We start from the raw sequence: 15,445 nt of genomic DNA, 5'->3' as shown, positions 1-15,445 counted from the left end.
CGTGGTTGCGGTCCGCTTATTCAACTTCCTTAATGTCGCCACATTGACCCTGTGGAAACACGCGGTCTGCACATCTGACACTAGGCGAGGAGAGGACCATGTTCCATCCCAAGAAGATCGTGACTGTGCTTGGTATTACGACCCTGATGCTCAGCCCGCTCGCTTCGGTGGTCTTTCCTGCTGGCGGCGATGGCGCGGCCTATGCCGGCAATGGCAATGGCGGGGGGAACGGCGGCGGCAATGGCGGCGGCGGTGGTAACGGCGGCGGCAATGGCGGTGGCGGCAACGGTGGCGGCAACAAGGCCGAGAAATCCTCGGCCGGTGGCGGCAACGGCAATGGCGGCGGCAAGCCCGCCGCGCAGTCGGTTGCGAAGGCCAAGCCCGAAAGCGCCAAGCCCAAGGCAGCCGTGACCGCGACCGAAGAGGGCGAGATCACCTTTGCCGCCAACGAACTTGGCAACATGAACGGCGCGATGAATGCCAATATCAACGCCGTGCTGGCCCATATCCGCAACGGCAACACCAACGGTCCGGTCGGCGCCGTCGCCGCGCTGGTTGCCGCGGATTCGGAACTGGGCGATCTGGACGCGCAAGAGGTGCTGGACCGTGCCGCCCTGTTCGAGGAATTCGCAGGCGAGGCAACGCTGCTTCTGGGCGAGGATTACCAGCAGGAGATCGACGCCTACCTAGAGGCCAAGGCGCTTGGCGCGACCTATGACGACCGGCTCAGCGCGTGGGAGGCCGAGAATGAAGCCTATCTCACGGCTTTGACCGACGCGGGCCTGACAGTCGGCAGCACCGAAATCCCGCCGGAAATCGCGGATCTGCAGGTCGGTGAACGCCCCGAGGCTTTCGTCGAGGACCCCGATATCGAGGACCTTCTTGCCGGAATGCCCGAGGGCGACGCTCCGAGCGCCGATGATATCGAGGCGGCAAATGCCGTCACCGACGCCGAAAAGGCCGTCCTTGCCCTGTGGAACAAGAACCCCGACGCGACGGACGAGATGACGCCCGAGGAGCAGGCGCTGCTGGACCAGTTGCGCGCCCGTTTCGAAGGCGATCTGGAAGCCATCGCCGAGGCCGTGGGGTCCTGATCCCCGCCTGAATGCCATCAAAGGGGCGGCCATGTGCCGCCCCTTTTCCTTTGGCCCGTCGCCCTTGCCCGACCGGACAAGACCCGATACACCGCGCGCCAATAATTCCTTGGGAAAAGAGGCTGCGATGCTGAAGCCGAAGAAAGTCGTCCTTGCCTATTCGGGCGGGCTGGATACCTCGATCATCCTGAAATGGTTGCAGACCGAATACGGCTGCGAGGTGGTCACCTTCACCGCCGATCTGGGTCAGGGCGAGGAGCTGGAACCGGCGCGGCAGAAGGCCATCCTTCTGGGGATCAAGCCCGAGAACATCCACATCGTCGACCTGCGCGAGGAATTCGTGCGCGACTTCGTCTTCCCTATGTTCCGCGCCAACGCGCTGTATGAGGGGCTGTATCTGCTGGGCACCTCCATCGCGCGGCCGCTGATTTCCAAGGAACTGGTGCGGATCGCGCAGGAAACCGGGGCCGATGCCGTGGCGCATGGCGCGACCGGCAAGGGCAACGATCAGGTGCGGTTCGAACTGGGCGTGGCGGCGCTGGACCCCGCGATCAAGGTCATCGCGCCGTGGCGGCTGTGGGATCTGACCAGCCGCACGAAGCTTCTGGAATTCGCGGAAACCAACCAGATTCCGATTGCCAAGGACAAGCGGGGCGAGGCGCCCTTCTCGGTCGACGCGAACCTGCTGCACACCTCGTCCGAGGGGAAGGTGCTGGAGAACCCCGCCGAGGAAGCACCGGAATTCGTGTACCAGCGCGTGGTGCCGGTGGAAAAGGCCCCCGATCAGGCCGAATTCGTCGAGATTTCCTTCGAGCGCGGCGATGCCGTGGCGATCAATGGCGAGCGGCTTTCGCCCGCCACCATCCTGACGCGGTTGAACGAGATGGGCGGGCGGCATGGCGTTGGCCTGCTGGACCTTGTCGAAAACCGCTTTGTCGGGATGAAGTCGCGCGGCCTGTATGAAACTCCCGGCGGGACGATCCTGCTCGAGGCGCATCGCGGGATCGAGCAGATCACGCTGGATTCGGGTGCCGGTCACCTGAAGGATTCGATCATGCCGCGCTATGCCGAGCTGATCTATAACGGCTTCTGGTTCAGCCCCGAGCGCGAGGCGCTGCAGGCCCTGATCGACAAGACGCAGGAACATGTGACGGGCACGGTGCGGGTGAAGCTCTACAAGGGGTCGGCGCGGACGGTGGCGCGGTGGTCGGACCACTCGCTCTATTCCGAAAAGCACGTGACCTTCGAGGAAGACGCGGGCGCCTATGACCAGAAGGACGCCGAAGGCTTCATCCGCCTGAACGCGCTGCGGCTGAAACTGATCGCCACGCGGAACGCGCGGGTGAAGTGAGCGGGCCGTAACCCCTTGAATTCGGGCGGGCTTCGGCCCGCCCTTTTCATTTCAGGCCAGCTTTTTCGCCGCCTGATCATCCAGCGCCGCGTTCAGCCTGTCTGCGTCCCAGTCGCCCGACAGCGCCTCGGCCACCAGAGCCGCCTGCGTCTTGGGGGCCATGCCGCCCAAGGGCGGGTCGCGGTCGAGGTTGGTGGGGAAGCTGTAGCCTTCGGCAGAGGCGGCGATGGCGTTGGCGATCTGGGTTTGGGTGAGGCTGCCGTCGTTTTTCGCAGCAAGAAGAACGGGATAGAGCGCCTTGGTCATCCGCGTACGGTCCACCGTTTCCATCGCGCGGCCATAGGCGGACGACACCTGAAACAGGTTCACCATCCGCCGGATATCCGCGCTGCGGTTGGTGCCTGCGGCGTGCAGCAGGGCGGGTGAGAAGAACAGCATGTCGCCCTTTTCCAGCGGAAGCTGCACATAATTTTCCGCGAAATAGGCGCGGAAATCGGGGCGGTTCATGGCGAGGTAGCCCGCGTCATAGGCTTGGGAAAAGGGAAGAAGCTGGGTCGGGCCGGTTTCCACCGTGGCGTCCACATGGGCGATGGCCCCTTGCAGCGTCAGGGCGGGGGACAGCAGTTGCACATGGCGCGGATAGCGTTCGATCTGCGCCGCGGATTGAAAGCCGAGGTGGTAGTCGCGATGCGGCGACTGCGCCGCGCCGCCGGGATTGACCACGTTCAGTTGCGCCGTGATCTGGTAATGCGGGCCAAGCCATGCCTCTGATATCGCGGCAAGGAAGGGGTTGGCGTAATAGCGGGCAAAGTTCGCGGGGTCCGCAAGGCAATGTTTTTCCAAGGAATTCCACAGCCGGTCATTCGCGCCCGGTTTCGCGAAATGGTCGCCCCCGCCGGTGCCTGCGCGGTTTTGCTCCTCGATCAGGCGGAAGAACAGGGCGGTCGCCTCGTCCAGCATGGCAAGGTCGGGTTCGGCGCGTTTCAGCACCACCACGCCGGGGCCGGTCAGCATCGCCTCTGCCCATTCGGCCATCAGCGCGCGGCGGTCGTCGGGGTCGGCCAGCGCGGGCAGGAGCGCGGGGCAGTCGTAGACGGGGATGTTTTTCTGCACATCTGCCGCAAAGGGATAATCCGACAGGGAAACCGTTTGCGCGCAGAGGGTTGCAAGATCCTCGACACGGCAATCCTCGGCGCGCAGATAGACACGGGCCGCGCGCGCGGCGGCGGTGGAACGGTTGAGCATGGCATCCTCCCCGATGCTGGTTAAGGGGAGTTTGCGCCGTCGCACGCCGTCCGGCAAGGCCCGCCCTGACGGTTTCCCGTCAAAGCTTGAACCGTGCAAGCCGTTGATAATGCGGCAAAGCCTGTTCCACGAGCGGGGCGTATTCGGCGGGCAGGGTGGGAAGCGGCCCCTCCGCCTCGCCAAAGCCGGTAGAGGCGTGGACGGCGTTGTACCAGTGCGGTGCCCAGACGCCGTCATAGGGTTTGGGTCCGGCGGGCCATGACAGCATGTTCGCGGTGAAGGCAATCCCCAGCGCGGCGCAGAGTTTTTCCAGCGATTCCCGCGGGTTGGCGCGGATGTCGGCGCTGTCGATCACGATGGGCGTCCGGCCCGACCAGCCCGCCACCTGATCGAACAGTTCGGCCTGCTGGACAAAGCCGATATCGGCCAGCGTCGGCGCCTCGCGCTTCTGGGAATAGCTGGCCACGACGCGGGCGGGGTGGCGGATCAGGAAGACGTTGGTCAGGTCGCGCATGAAGCCCCGGTCGAATTCGGGGATCATGTGCAGCGTCATATGCTTTTGATAATGCACGTCTTTCCCGTCTGGCACCGCGCCGGTGCAGGCGGCGGCGACGGACGCGGGATCGGCGTCATGGGCGGCGATGATGGCGTCGCGCATCGGGTGGTCGATGCCCGTTTTCGCCAGATAGGCCGCGTAGAAGGGTTCGTCCCAGACCGCGCAATCGCCCCGCGCGGCGAAGGAATACATCATCGCGGTAGACAGGTTCCGGGGGCCGGACCACATCGCTATCTTCATCGTCATTCCCTGTACCGGACGTTGTGCCGCAAACCGTGCCGCAAACTGTACATACGCAGCGAACGGTCGCTCAGGACCGCGCAACAAGCGCCTTGTAAAGACCGCGCAGCCGTTCTGTCATCGGCCCCATCTGCCCCGTCCCGATTTGCCGCCCGTCGATCACGCCGACCGGCGTCTGCGCGCCGAAGGTGCCGGTCAGGAACGCCTCGTCCGCGCCATAGGTGTCCACCAGCGAGAAGTTGCGTTCATAGACCGGGATACCGTTTTCACGGCAAAGCTGGATCACCTTGCCCCGCGTGATGCCGTTCATGCAGTAGTCGCCCGTGCTGGTCCACACCTCGCCCTTGCGGACGATGAAGAAGTTGCAGGCGTTGGTCGTGTTCACGAAGCCGTGGATGTCGAGCATCAGCGCCTCGTCCGCGCCGGCCTTTTGCGCGGCGATGCAGGCAAGGATGCAGTTCAGCTTGGAATGGCTGTTCAGCTTGGGGTCTTGCGTCATGGGCAGGCCGCGCAGATGCGGCACGGTGGCCAGCGTGATGGGGCGCGGCAGTTTCGGGCGCGAGTGTTCCATGATGATGGCGACGGTCGGCCCCTGCTGCGACAGGCGCGGGTTCTGGAAGGGGCGGGTCTTGATCCCCCGCGTGACCATCAGGCGGCAATGGGCATCGGTTTCCATCCCGTTCGCGGCCTGCGTGTCCAGCACGGCGGCGATCATTTCGTCCTTCGTCATCCCGATGTCGAGGTCGATGGCCTTTGCCGCCTCGTACAAACGGTCCATGTGTTCGGTGATGAAGGCCCATTTGCCGTTATAGAGCCTGATCCCCTCCCACACCCCGTCGCCCAGCATGAAGCCGGAATCATAGACCGAGATCAGGGCATCCCGTTTCGGGACAATGCGTCCGTTGACATAGATGAGGATGCTTTCGTTGCGGATGTCCTCTTCCGCCGCATGGGTGGAAACGTGGTCGGTCATTCTGGTCCCCTGTTCGCTGCGGCCACGGTAAGGGCGGCGGCGGCGAAGGTGAAGGGGGCGCGTGGACTGTCTGGCGGGGCTGACAGCCCACGGGCGAAACGGGTGGATTGATAGATCGTGTCTATCAAACAACGGGAATTTGATATTGAATTCCCTATCAAACCGCGTATGCCCATAGCCAGCTACCAAAGAGGCCGCCGATGACGCAGACCAGCACCGAAATCGCCGCGCGGGTGGGGGAAATCCTCGACGCGCATGAGGGGATGGAGGGGTCGCTGCTGCCGATCCTGCACGCCATCCAGCACGCCTATGGCTATGTGCCGCGCGACGCGCTGCCCGTCATTGCCAAGCGGCTGAACCTGACGCGGGCCGAGGTGCATGGCGTCATGTCCTTCTACCACGATTTCCGCGAGGATCCGGCGGGACGGCATGTCCTGAAGTTGTGTCGGGCCGAGGCCTGTCAGGCGATGGGCGGCGACCGCGTGGCGAAACACGCGCAGGACCGTCTGGGCATCGAATGGCACGAGACGACCAAGGACGGTCAGATCACGCTGGAACCGGTGTTCTGCCTTGGGCTTTGCGCCTGTGCGCCCGCCGCGCTGGTCGATGGCAAGGTGGTGGGTCGCGTGGACGAGGCGCGGCTTGATGCGATCATAGAGGGGGTGCGTTGATGAAGGTCTATGTTCCCCGTGACGCGGCGGCCCGTGGACTGGGTGCCGACGAGGTGGCGGCTGCCGTTCTGGCCGAGGCCGCAAGGCGCGGCGTGACGGTCGATCTGGTCCGCAACGGATCGCGCGGCATGGTCTGGCTGGAACCGCTGGTCGAGGTGGAAACGCCCGAGGGGCGCGTTGCCTTCGGTCCCATGACCGCTGCCGAAGTTCCCGCACTGCTGGCCGACCTGAAAAACCACCCAAAGGCGCTGGGCCTGACGGATGCCCTGCCGTGGATGGCGAAGCAGACGCGCCTGACCTTTGCCCGCGTGGGCGTGATCGACCCGCTGTCGCTGTCGGATTACGAGGCGCATGGCGGTCTGGTGGGCCTGCGCCGCGCGCTGGCCATGGACAGCGCAGCCATCGTGGCCGAAGTCACCGAAAGCGGCCTGCGTGGCCGTGGTGGTGCGGGCTTCCCCACCGGCATCAAGTGGAAAACCGTGGCCGAGGCGAAGGCCGACCGCAAATACATCGTCTGCAATGCGGACGAGGGTGACAGTGGCACCTTTGCTGACCGGATGCTGATGGAAGGCGACCCCTTCACCCTGATCGAAGGCATGGCGATTGCCGGGATCGGCACGGGGGCGACCAAGGGCTTCGTCTATCTGCGCTCCGAATATCCCGACGCGATCGAGGTGATGACGGCGGCGGTGGAAATCGCCCGCAAGGCGGGCGTGCTGGGCGCGTCGGTGCTGGGCTCCGGCAAGGCCTTCGACATGGAAATCCGCACCGGCGCTGGCGCCTATGTCTGCGGCGAGGAGACGTCGCTCTTGAATTCGCTGGAAGGCAAGCGCGGCACGGTCCGCGCCAAGCCGCCGCTGCCCGCGCTGCAGGGCTTCATGGGCAAGCCCACGGTGGTGAACAACGTGATTTCACTGGCCACCGTACCGGTGATCTTTGAACGCGGCGCAGCCTTCTACAAGGATTTCGGCCTTGGCCGGTCGCGCGGTACGATCCCGCTGCAGATCGCGGGGAACGTGAAGTTCGGCGGTCTGTTCGAGGTCGCCTTCGGTCTGACGCTGGGCGAGATCGTTGATAGCATCGGCGGCGGCACGGCCTCCGGTCGCCCCGTCAAGGCGGTGCAGGTGGGCGGCCCGCTGGGCGCCTATTTTCCGCGCGCGCTCTTCGACACCCCCTTCGGCTATGAGGAATTCGGCGCCAAGGAAGGTCTGATCGGCCATGCCGGTCTGGTCGTGTTCGACGACTCGGCCGACATGCTGAAACAGGCGCGCTTTGCGATGGAATTCTGCGCCATCGAATCCTGCGGCAAATGCACCCCCTGCCGCATCGGCGCGGTGCGTGGCGTGGAAACGGTGGACCGCATCGCCAAGGGCGATACGGGCGCGATCCCGCTGCTGACGGACCTCTGCAACACGATGAAATCCGGCTCGCTCTGCGCGCTGGGCGGCTTCACCCCCTATCCGGTGATGTCCGCGCTGACCCACTTCCCCGACGACTTCGCCCCCGCGATGAAAGAGGCCGCCGAATGAAAGACTTCATCATCCCCGACCGCGACTTTGGCACCCCCGCCTCCAAGGCGAAGGAGATGGTCACGCTGACCATCGACGGCTTCGACGTCACCGTTCCCGCAGGCACGTCCATCATGCGCGCCGCGGCGGAAATCGGCATCTCGGTCCCCAAGCTCTGCGCCACCGACAGCATCGACGCCTTCGGCTCCTGCCGCCTGTGCCTTGTGGAAATCGAAGGCCGCGCAGGCACCCCTGCCTCCTGCACCACGCCCGTCGCGCCGGGTCTGAAGGTCCACACCCAGAACGCCAAATTGAAGCAACTCCGCCGTGGCGTGATGGAGCTTTACATTTCGGACCACCCGCTGGACTGCCTGACCTGTGCGGCCAATGGTGATTGCGAGTTGCAGGACATGGCGGGGGCCGTCGGCCTGCGCGATGTGCGCTATGAAAAGGGCGAAAACCACTTCGAGGTCCGCAATACCAGCGGCGAGGTGAACCCGAACTGGATCGCCAAGGACGACTCCAACCCCTATTTCACCTACGACCCCGCGAAATGCATCGTCTGCTCCCGCTGCGTCCGCGCCTGCGAAGAGGTGCAGGGCACCTTCGCCCTGACGATCGAAGGCCGCGGCTTCGGCAGCCGCGTGTCGGCTGGGATGGCGGGTGACAACTTCCTGTCGTCGGACTGCGTCTCCTGCGGCGCCTGCGTGCAGGCCTGCCCGACCGGCACCCTGCAGGAAAAATCGGTGATCGAGATCGGCACGCCCGAACGCTCCGTCATCACCACCTGCGCCTATTGCGGCGTCGGCTGTTCCTTCAAGGCCGAGATGCGCGGCGACGAGCTGGTCCGCATGGTCCCCTACAAGCACGGCAAGGCCAACCGCGGCCATAGCTGCGTCAAGGGCCGCTTCGCCTATGGCTACGCCGCCCACAAGGACCGCATCCTGTCGCCGATGATCCGCGACTCGATCAACGACCCGTGGAAAGAGGTGTCCTGGGCCGAGGCGATGGAGTTTGCCTCGAACCGCATGAAGGGCATCATCGCCAAGCATGGCCGTCATTCGGTGGGCGTCATCACCTCGTCCCGCTGCACGAATGAAGAAGCCTATCTCGTCCAGAAGCTGACCCGCGCGGTGTTCCGCAACAACAACACCGACACCTGCGCCCGCGTCTGCCATTCGCCCACCGGTTACGGGCTGGGCCAGACCTTCGGCACCAGCGCCGGCACGCAGGACTTCGACTCGGTGGAAGAAACCGATGTCGTCATCCTGATCGGCGCGAACCCGACCGACGGCCACCCGGTCTTTGCCAGCCGCCTGAAAAAGCGGCTGCGCAAGGGCGCAAAGCTGATCGTGGTCGACCCGCGCCGGATCGACCTTGTCGACAGCGCCCACATCAAGGCCGCGCATCACCTGCAACTGACTCCGGGCACCAACGTGGCCGTGGTCACGGCACTGGCCCATGTGATCGTCACCGAAGGCCTGTTCGACGAGGAATTCGTCCGCACCCGCTGCGACTGGGATGAATTCCAAGACTATGCCGAATTCGTGTCCGACCCCCGCCACTCGCCGGAAGCGACGCAGTTCCTGACCGGCGTGAAGGCCGACGAACTCCGCGCCGCCGCCCGCCTCTATGCCAAGGGCGGCAACGGGGCGATCTACTATGGCCTCGGCGTGACGGAACACTCTCAGGGGTCCACCACCGTCATCGGCATCGCCAACCTTGCCATGCTGACCGGCAACATCGGCCGCCCCGGCGTGGGCGTGAACCCGCTGCGCGGGCAGAACAACGTGCAGGGTTCCTGCGACATGGGGTCCTTCCCGCATGAACTGCCGGGCTATCGCCATGTGAAGAACGACAGCGTCCGCGAAGTCTTCGAATCGCTCTGGGGCGTGCAGATCGACAACGAACCGGGCCTGCGCATCCCCAACATGCTGGACGCCGCCGTGGAAGGTACGTTCAAGGGCCTGTATTGCCAGGGCGAAGACATCCTGCAATCCGACCCCGACACCAAACACGTCGCCGCCGGCCTTGCCGCGATGGATTGCGTGATCGTCCACGACCTGTTCCTGAACGAAACCGCGAACTACGCCCACGTCTTCTTCCCCGGGTCATCCTTCCTGGAAAAGGACGGCACCTTCACCAACGCCGAACGCCGCATCAACCGCGTGCGCAAGGTGATGGCGCCGCGTCAGGGCTATGCCGACTGGGAAGTCACCCAGATGTTCGCGCAGGCCATGGGGGCGAACTGGGCCTATACCCACCCGTCCCAGATCATGGACGAGATCGCCATGCTGACCCCGTCCTTCGCGGGCGTCAGCTATGAAAAGCTGGAAGAAATGGGCTCCGTCCAGTGGCCCTGCAACGAAAAGGCGCCCGAAGGCACGCCCTTGATGCATATCGACGGTTTCGTGCGCGGCAAGGGCAAGCTGATTCGCACCGAATATGTGGCCACGGATGAAAAGACGGGATCGCGCTTCCCGCTCCTGCTCACCACGGGGCGCATCCTGTCGCAGTACAATGTGGGCGCGCAGACGCGGCGGACCGACAACGTGGTCTGGCATGACGAGGATGTGCTGGAAATTCACCCGCATGACGCCGAAGTGCGCGGCGTGCGTGACGGGCAATTCGTGAAACTGGCCAGCCGCTCGGGGGAAACCTCGCTGCGGGCCAAGATCACGGATCGCGTGTCGCCCGGTGTGGTCTACACGACCTTCCACCACCCGACGACGCAGGCCAACGTCATCACCACCGACTTCTCGGACTGGGCGACCAACTGTCCGGAATACAAGGTGACGGCGGTGCAGGTATCGCCCTCGAACGGCCCGACCGAATGGCAGGAGGAATACGCCGCACAGGCCGAAGCCTCGCGCCGCATTCTGGCAGCCGAGTGATGGAGACGGCGCGCCGCCTTCCCCGCCTGAGCTTCGGCTCCGGCGGGATCGAGCAGGGGTCGCGGCCCCTGCCCGAAGAGGTGGCGGTCGCGCTGACCTTCAACGGGTCGACGCAGGCGGTGATGATGGCAACGCCTGCCGACCTGACCGACTTCGCCTATGGCTTTGCCCTGACCGAAGGCATCGCGCGGCCGGACCAGATCGATAGCGTCGATATCGTGCCTGCGGGCGACGGTGTCGATGTGCAGGTCTGGGTGGCCGAGGATGTGGCGCAATCCCTTGCCGCGCGCCGCCGTACGATGGCGGGGCCGGTGGGCTGTGGCCTCTGCGGGATCGACAGCATCGAACAGGCCATGCGCCCCGTGGCGCAGATCGCGCCGTCACCCTTCCGCATGACGCCCGCGCAGGTGATGCGCGCCGTGGCCTCGCTGACCGACCGCCAGCCGCTGCACGACTATACCCGCGCCGCCCATTGCGCCGCCTACTGGACGCCCGAAGGGCTGGTCGCCGCGCGCGAGGATGTCGGGCGGCACAATGCGCTGGACAAGCTGGCGGGGCATGTGATCCGCGCGGGCTATCCGCAGGGCGCGGTGGTGCTGACCAGCCGCGTGTCCATCGACATGGTGCAGAAGGTCTGCGCCCTTGGCGCGCCGATCCTGATCGCCGTGTCGGCCCCGACCGCCCATGCCGTGGACCTTGCCGACGAGGCGGGTCTGACCCTGATCGCCCTTGCCCGGCCCGACCGGTTCGAGGTCTTCACCCATTCCGACCGACTGACGGAGACAGCCCATGTCCGGTAACCCGCACGAGAAACTGGTCTACATGGCCAACCAGATTTCCAAATTCTTCGAATCGAAACCCCATGCCGAGGGCGTGGCGGGCATCGCGGCGCATATCAACGACTTCTGGGAACCCCGCATGCGGCGGCATTTCTTCGAGGTGGTCGATGCCGGCGGCGCGGGCCTGCGTCCGCTCGTGCTCGAGGCGGCACAGACCATCAAGCGGCCCGTGGCGGAAACCGTCTGATCCGGCAGAGCGGGCGTTCCGCCCGCACGTCTTTGCCTTTCGTGGCAGGGGGCGTTCCGCCCCCTCTGGCCGCCCATGGGCGGCCATTCACCCCCCGAGAGTATTTTGGCCGAGATGAAGGGGCGTGCTGAGTCGCGCCCGTGGTTAACGGCTGCTTTGGCTGGCGTGCGTATGCACAGCCTGCGGTACGGCCGTCTGCACGGGAAACGGACGGGCGTTTCGGTGAGGAGGCGGCGATTAAGCCAGCGCCCTCAGTGGTTTAGGGGGATGTCGCGGGACAGGCGCATATAGGTGAACATCCCCGTCAGGAAGCCGGCAAAGGCCAGAAATCCTGCGGTCACCATCTGTGCTTGATCCGTGATGTCGGCAGACAGCGCCAGATAGCCGAAGGCCCAGAAACCTGACCACGAGATGACACAGACGACTGCGATGAGCTTGTTCATTGCCGGAACCCTCCTCCCAAAGGGTGGGCCATCGGTCTTGAATCATTGGCCCGTTAGCGCAAGCGTAGCGCAGAACGGGCGTAATGCATCATCTATTTTGCATGTATCATTCCGACGCGATTCCAAGCAGATAACGCCCGTAGTCGTTCTTGCGGAAGATTTCGGCCCGCCGCAGCAGGTCATCGCGGGTGATGAAGCCCGCGCGGAAGGCAATCTCGTCCGGCGAGCCCACCTGAAGCCCCTGCCGGTCGGTCAGGGTCCGCACGAAGTTCCCCGCATCCAGAAGCGAGCCATGGGTGCCGGTGTCCAGCCACGCAAATCCCCGCCCCATGCGTTCAACCGACAGCGCGCCTTCGGCGCGGTATTTCTCAAGCAGATCAACGATTTCCAGCTCTCCGCGCGGCGAGGGGCGGATGGATTGCGCCAGTTCCGGCGCGCGTCCGTCGAGGTAGTAGAGGCCGGTGACGGCATAGTTCGACGGCGGGTTGGCGGGCTTTTCCACGATGGTACGGACGGTGCCGTCGGGGGCGAAATCCACCACGCCATAGCGTTCCGGATCGGCCACGCGATAGCCGAAGACGGTGCCGCCCGTGACCCGCGCATCGGCAGCGGCGAGCGTTTCGGGCAGGCCGTGGCCGAAGAAGATGTTGTCGCCAAGGACCATTGCCGAGGGCGCGCCGTTCAGGAAATCACGGGCGAGGATGTAGGCCTGGGCAAGACCGTCGGGTGAGGGTTGGACGATCCATGTGAAGGACAGGCCCCACTGGCTGCCATCGCCCATAAGCCGTTGGAATTGCGCCTGATCTTCCGGCGTGGTGATGATGGCGATATCGCGGATCCCGCCCAGCATCAGGACCGACAGCGGGTAATAGATCATCGGCTTGTCATAGAGCGGCAGGAGCTGTTTCGACACGCCCATGGTGATGGGCCAAAGCCGCGTGCCGGAGCCACCGGCGAGGATGATGCCCTTGCGGTCGGTCATGTGCGAAGCTCCTGCAATATTCCGGCAAGATGTGCCCGCCAGTCGGGGCGGGGGATGCCGAAGTCACGGGTGAAGGTGGAACAGTCAAGGCGCGAGTTTGCGGGTCGCGCGGCGGGGGTGGGGTAGGCGCTGGTGGGGATATCGTTGATATCGCAGGGCAATCCGGCGCCTGCCATGATGGCGCGGGCGAAGTCGGCCCATGTCGTGTCGGGCGTTCCGGCGAAGTGGTGCGTGCCGCCCGCCGCGCCTTGGGTCATGGCGCGGGTGGCGGTCAGCAGGGCGTCTGCGATGGCGGCGGCGGGGGTGGGGGCGCCGTGCTGGTCCGCGACCACGTTCAGCGACGGCCGTTCCGCGCCGAGGCGGAGCATGGTGCGCAAGAAATTCGTCCCGTGGGCGGAGACGACCCAGCTTGTCCGCAGGATCAGGTGCCGCGCGCCGCTGGCGCGGATGGCGGTTTCGCCCGCCAGTTTGGAGCGGCCATAGGCGTTCAGGGGCGCGGTGGGGTGGTCGGGGGCGAAGGGGGTGTCGCCCCTGCCGTCAAAGACGTAATCGGTTGAAATGTGAAGGAAAGGCACACCCTTGGCGGCGCAGGCGCGGGCCATGGCGGCGGGGCTGTCGCCGTTGACGGTGGTGGCGGCGGTTTCCTCGGACTCGGCCTTGTCGACGGCGGTCCATGCGGCGGCGTTGATGACGGCGTCCATGTCGCGCGCGGTGATGGCGGCGGCGCAGGTGGCGGGCTGCATCAGGTCGGCGTCGCTGCGGGACAGGAAGGTGGCGGTGACATCGGGCGGCAGGCGGCGGGCCAGTTCGCGGGCGACCTGTCCGGTCTGGCCGAAGACCAGGAGCCTCATGCCTTGACCCCCAGCCTTTCGCCCACGCCCGCCCGCGATTGCAGGGCGCGCCACCATGGTTCGTTATCCAGATACCAGCGGACGGTGCGGCGGAGCCCTTCCTGCAAGGTGACAGACGGGCGCCAGCCCAGTTCGCCGCGGACGCGGGCCGGATCGATGGCATAGCGCAGGTCGTGGCCGGGCCGGTCGGTGACGAAGGTGATCAGGCGGTCATGCGGGGCGGTGTCGGGGTGCATCTCGTCCAAGAGGGCGCAGAGGGTGCGGACGATGTCGAGGTTGGTCGCCTCGTTCTCGCCCCCGATATTGTAGCTGCGGCCGGTCTGGCCGCGTTCCAGCACGGTCAGCAGGGCGTCGGCGTGGTCTTCGACATACAGCCAGTCGCGGACATTCTCGCCCTTGCCATAGACGGGGATGGGCTTGCCCGCCAAGGCGTTCAGGATCACGACGGGGATCAGCTTTTCGGGGAAGTGGTAGGGGCCATAATTGTTGGAGCAGTTGGTCAGCACGACCGGCAGCCCATAGGTTTCGTGCCAGGCGCGGACGAGGTGGTCTGACGCCGCCTTTGATGCGGAATAGGGGCTGCGCGGGTCGTAGGGGGTTTCTTCGGTGAACTTGCCGGTGGGGCCGAGGGAGCCGAACACCTCATCCGTCGAGATGTGGTGAAAGCGGAAGGTTCCGGGTTTTCCCTTGCGCGTCCAGAAGGCGCGGGTGGCCTCCAGCAGGGTATAGGTGCCGGTCACGTTGGTGTCGATGAAGGTGCCGGGGCCGTCGATGGACCGGTCGACATGGCTTTCGGCGGCCAGGTGCATGATCGCGTCGGGGTCATGCTGTGCAAGGATGCGGTCGAGTGCGGCGCGGTCGCGGATGTCGGCCTGTTCGAAAGCATAGAGGGGGGAAGTGGCGACGGGGGCCACGTTGTCGAGGCAGGCGGCATAGGTCAGCGCATCGAGATTGACGACATGGTGCCCGCGCGAAACGGCCAGCCGCACCACGGCAGACCCGATGAATCCCGCACCACCGGTGACGAGGAGTTTCATGCCGCGTCCCCCCATGTGAAGGGGCTTTGCCAGTCGGCAAAGGCGGGGGCGGTGGTGTCCTTGGCCGACAGGACCGGCGGCGCGGTCAGGCCCCAGTCGATGCCGCAACTATCCCAGCGGACGCCGCCGTCATGGTCGGGGGAATAGGTGTCGGTGCATTTGTATTGCACCTCGGTATCCGGTGTCAGGGTGACGAAGCCGTGCAGGAAACCTTTGGGAACAAGGATCTGGCGGCCATTCTCGGCGGTCAGGTCAACCGCGACCCACTGCCCGTACGAGGGCGACCCGCGCCGCGCATCCACCACCGCGTCGCGGATCGCGCCGCGCGTGCAGCGCACCAGCTTGTCCTGCGCGCGGGGGGGCGACTGGTAGTGCAGGCCGCGCAGGGTGCCTGCCTGAGCAGAGAAGGAATGGTTGTCCTGCACGAAGGGCAGGTCCAGCCCTGCCGCCGCCATGCGGGCGGCATTCCAGGTTTCGGTGAACCAGCCGCGGTCATCGCCAAAACGTCGCGGCGTCAGGATGAGGACGCCGGAAAGGGCCGTCTGTTCGATCTGCATGGGGGTCTCGATTCACA

The 15,445-nt window shown here is 65.3% G+C and carries 15 protein-coding genes; 7 read left to right on the top strand and 8 right to left on the bottom strand.

What is annotated here, in order from left to right:
* Positions 1-98 precede the first annotated feature (98 nt).
* Positions 99-1,094: a hypothetical protein gene (locus tag GU927_RS10520; protein ID WP_217765587.1), complete on the top strand. Its 996-nt coding sequence runs from the start codon at positions 99-101 to the stop codon at positions 1,092-1,094.
* A 127-nt stretch (positions 1,095-1,221) separates the two neighbouring features.
* Positions 1,222-2,445 (top strand): argininosuccinate synthase, encoded by a 1,224-nt coding sequence (locus tag GU927_RS10515; protein ID WP_161762387.1) that lies wholly within the window; start codon positions 1,222-1,224, stop codon positions 2,443-2,445.
* A 51-nt stretch (positions 2,446-2,496) separates the two neighbouring features.
* On the opposite strand, the gene GU927_RS10510 is transcribed toward GU927_RS10515, so the two are convergent.
* The 3 genes from GU927_RS10510 to GU927_RS10500 all read right to left on the bottom strand — a co-directional run bounded on the left by GU927_RS10510 (position 2,497) and on the right by GU927_RS10500 (position 5,459).
* Positions 2,497-3,690, bottom strand: coding sequence for a phytanoyl-CoA dioxygenase family protein (locus GU927_RS10510; protein WP_161762386.1), 1,194 nt, complete (start codon positions 3,688-3,690; stop codon positions 2,497-2,499).
* Between the two features lie 79 nt (positions 3,691-3,769).
* Positions 3,770-4,486 (bottom strand): sulfotransferase-like domain-containing protein, encoded by a 717-nt coding sequence (locus GU927_RS10505; protein ID WP_161762444.1) that lies wholly within the window; start codon positions 4,484-4,486, stop codon positions 3,770-3,772.
* Between the two features lie 70 nt (positions 4,487-4,556).
* A complete protein-coding gene (locus tag GU927_RS10500) occupies positions 4,557-5,459 on the bottom strand; it encodes a D-amino acid aminotransferase (RefSeq protein WP_161762385.1) in 903 nt (300 codons plus the stop codon).
* Between the two features lie 200 nt (positions 5,460-5,659).
* Between GU927_RS10500 and GU927_RS10495 the strand changes: the two genes are divergently transcribed.
* Genes GU927_RS10495 through GU927_RS10475 form a run of 5 tightly spaced genes read left to right on the top strand, consistent with a single transcriptional unit; the run spans position 5,660 to position 11,558 of the window.
* The gene (locus GU927_RS10495) at positions 5,660-6,130 is read left to right on the top strand and encodes a formate dehydrogenase subunit gamma (RefSeq protein ID WP_161762384.1); all 471 of its coding nucleotides are present in this window, start codon (positions 5,660-5,662) and stop codon (positions 6,128-6,130) included.
* Positions 6,130-7,659, top strand: a complete 1,530-nt coding sequence (locus GU927_RS10490; protein ID WP_161762383.1) for a formate dehydrogenase beta subunit — start codon at positions 6,130-6,132, stop codon at positions 7,657-7,659. The genes GU927_RS10495 and GU927_RS10490 overlap by 1 nt, the downstream gene beginning before the upstream one ends.
* Positions 7,656-10,532: a formate dehydrogenase subunit alpha gene (gene fdhF / locus GU927_RS10485; protein WP_161762382.1), complete on the top strand. Its 2,877-nt coding sequence runs from the start codon at positions 7,656-7,658 to the stop codon at positions 10,530-10,532. The genes GU927_RS10490 and fdhF overlap by 4 nt, the downstream gene beginning before the upstream one ends.
* Positions 10,529-11,332 carry a formate dehydrogenase accessory sulfurtransferase FdhD gene (gene fdhD, locus GU927_RS10480; RefSeq protein ID WP_394357669.1) on the top strand — a complete coding sequence of 268 codons (804 nt, stop codon included), beginning with the start codon at positions 10,529-10,531 and terminating at the stop codon, positions 11,330-11,332. The genes fdhF and fdhD overlap by 4 nt, the downstream gene beginning before the upstream one ends.
* Positions 11,322-11,558, top strand: coding sequence for a formate dehydrogenase subunit delta (locus GU927_RS10475; RefSeq protein ID WP_161762380.1), 237 nt, complete (start codon positions 11,322-11,324; stop codon positions 11,556-11,558). Before fdhD ends, GU927_RS10475 begins: the two co-directional genes overlap by 11 nt.
* Before the next feature lie 251 nt (positions 11,559-11,809).
* Here the strand turns inward: GU927_RS10475 and GU927_RS10470 are convergent, their stop codons facing one another.
* The 5 genes from GU927_RS10470 to rfbC all read right to left on the bottom strand — a co-directional run bounded on the left by GU927_RS10470 (position 11,810) and on the right by rfbC (position 15,428).
* Positions 11,810-12,001 (bottom strand): hypothetical protein, encoded by a 192-nt coding sequence (locus tag GU927_RS10470; RefSeq protein WP_161762379.1) that lies wholly within the window; start codon positions 11,999-12,001, stop codon positions 11,810-11,812.
* Positions 12,002-12,107: 106 nt separating this feature from the next.
* Positions 12,108-12,983, bottom strand: a complete 876-nt coding sequence (gene rfbA, locus GU927_RS10465) for a glucose-1-phosphate thymidylyltransferase RfbA (protein WP_161762378.1) — start codon at positions 12,981-12,983, stop codon at positions 12,108-12,110.
* On the bottom strand, positions 12,980-13,834 hold the full coding sequence (rfbD, locus tag GU927_RS10460) for a dTDP-4-dehydrorhamnose reductase (protein WP_161762377.1): 855 nt from the start codon (positions 13,832-13,834) through the stop codon (positions 12,980-12,982). Before rfbD ends, rfbA begins: the two co-directional genes overlap by 4 nt.
* Positions 13,831-14,871 carry a dTDP-glucose 4,6-dehydratase gene (gene rfbB / locus GU927_RS10455; RefSeq protein WP_161762376.1) on the bottom strand — a complete coding sequence of 347 codons (1,041 nt, stop codon included), beginning with the start codon at positions 14,869-14,871 and terminating at the stop codon, positions 13,831-13,833. Before rfbB ends, rfbD begins: the two co-directional genes overlap by 4 nt.
* The gene (gene rfbC, locus GU927_RS10450; protein ID WP_161762375.1) at positions 14,868-15,428 is read right to left on the bottom strand and encodes a dTDP-4-dehydrorhamnose 3,5-epimerase; all 561 of its coding nucleotides are present in this window, start codon (positions 15,426-15,428) and stop codon (positions 14,868-14,870) included. The genes rfbB and rfbC overlap by 4 nt, the downstream gene beginning before the upstream one ends.
* Between the last annotated feature and the right edge of the window lie 17 nt (positions 15,429-15,445).

The sequence above is a fragment of the Paragemmobacter amnigenus genome (assembly GCF_009908265.2).
GTDB lineage: Bacteria > Pseudomonadota > Alphaproteobacteria > Rhodobacterales > Rhodobacteraceae > Paragemmobacter > Paragemmobacter amnigenus.
The sequence above is the reverse complement of the archived record's forward strand: the minus strand, read 5'-3'. Positions and strand labels throughout refer to the sequence as shown.

Bases quoted from the DNA above. Each gene is read 5' to 3' on its own strand.
- GU927_RS10505 (WP_161762444.1), bottom strand. From the start codon at position 4,486: ATGAAGATAGCGATGTGGTCCGGCCCCCGGAACCTGTCTACCGCGATG.
- GU927_RS10515 (WP_161762387.1), top strand. From the start codon at position 1,222: ATGCTGAAGCCGAAGAAAGTCGTCCTTGCCTATTCGGGCGGGCTGGAT.
- GU927_RS10495 (WP_161762384.1), top strand. From the start codon at position 5,660: ATGACGCAGACCAGCACCGAAATCGCCGCGCGGGTGGGGGAAATCCTC.
- rfbC (WP_161762375.1), bottom strand. From the start codon at position 15,428: ATGCAGATCGAACAGACGGCCCTTTCCGGCGTCCTCATCCTGACGCCG.
- GU927_RS10500 (WP_161762385.1), bottom strand. From the start codon at position 5,459: ATGACCGACCACGTTTCCACCCATGCGGCGGAAGAGGACATCCGCAAC.
- GU927_RS10475 (WP_161762380.1), top strand. From the start codon at position 11,322: ATGTCCGGTAACCCGCACGAGAAACTGGTCTACATGGCCAACCAGATT.
- GU927_RS10520 (WP_217765587.1), top strand. From the start codon at position 99: ATGTTCCATCCCAAGAAGATCGTGACTGTGCTTGGTATTACGACCCTG.
- GU927_RS10510 (WP_161762386.1), bottom strand. From the start codon at position 3,690: ATGCTCAACCGTTCCACCGCCGCCGCGCGCGCGGCCCGTGTCTATCTG.
- rfbA (WP_161762378.1), bottom strand. From the start codon at position 12,983: ATGACCGACCGCAAGGGCATCATCCTCGCCGGTGGCTCCGGCACGCGG.
- rfbD (WP_161762377.1), bottom strand. From the start codon at position 13,834: ATGAGGCTCCTGGTCTTCGGCCAGACCGGACAGGTCGCCCGCGAACTG.
- fdhF (WP_161762382.1), top strand. From the start codon at position 7,656: ATGAAAGACTTCATCATCCCCGACCGCGACTTTGGCACCCCCGCCTCC.
- GU927_RS10490 (WP_161762383.1), top strand. From the start codon at position 6,130: ATGAAGGTCTATGTTCCCCGTGACGCGGCGGCCCGTGGACTGGGTGCC.
- rfbB (WP_161762376.1), bottom strand. From the start codon at position 14,871: ATGAAACTCCTCGTCACCGGTGGTGCGGGATTCATCGGGTCTGCCGTG.
- GU927_RS10470 (WP_161762379.1), bottom strand. From the start codon at position 12,001: ATGAACAAGCTCATCGCAGTCGTCTGTGTCATCTCGTGGTCAGGTTTC.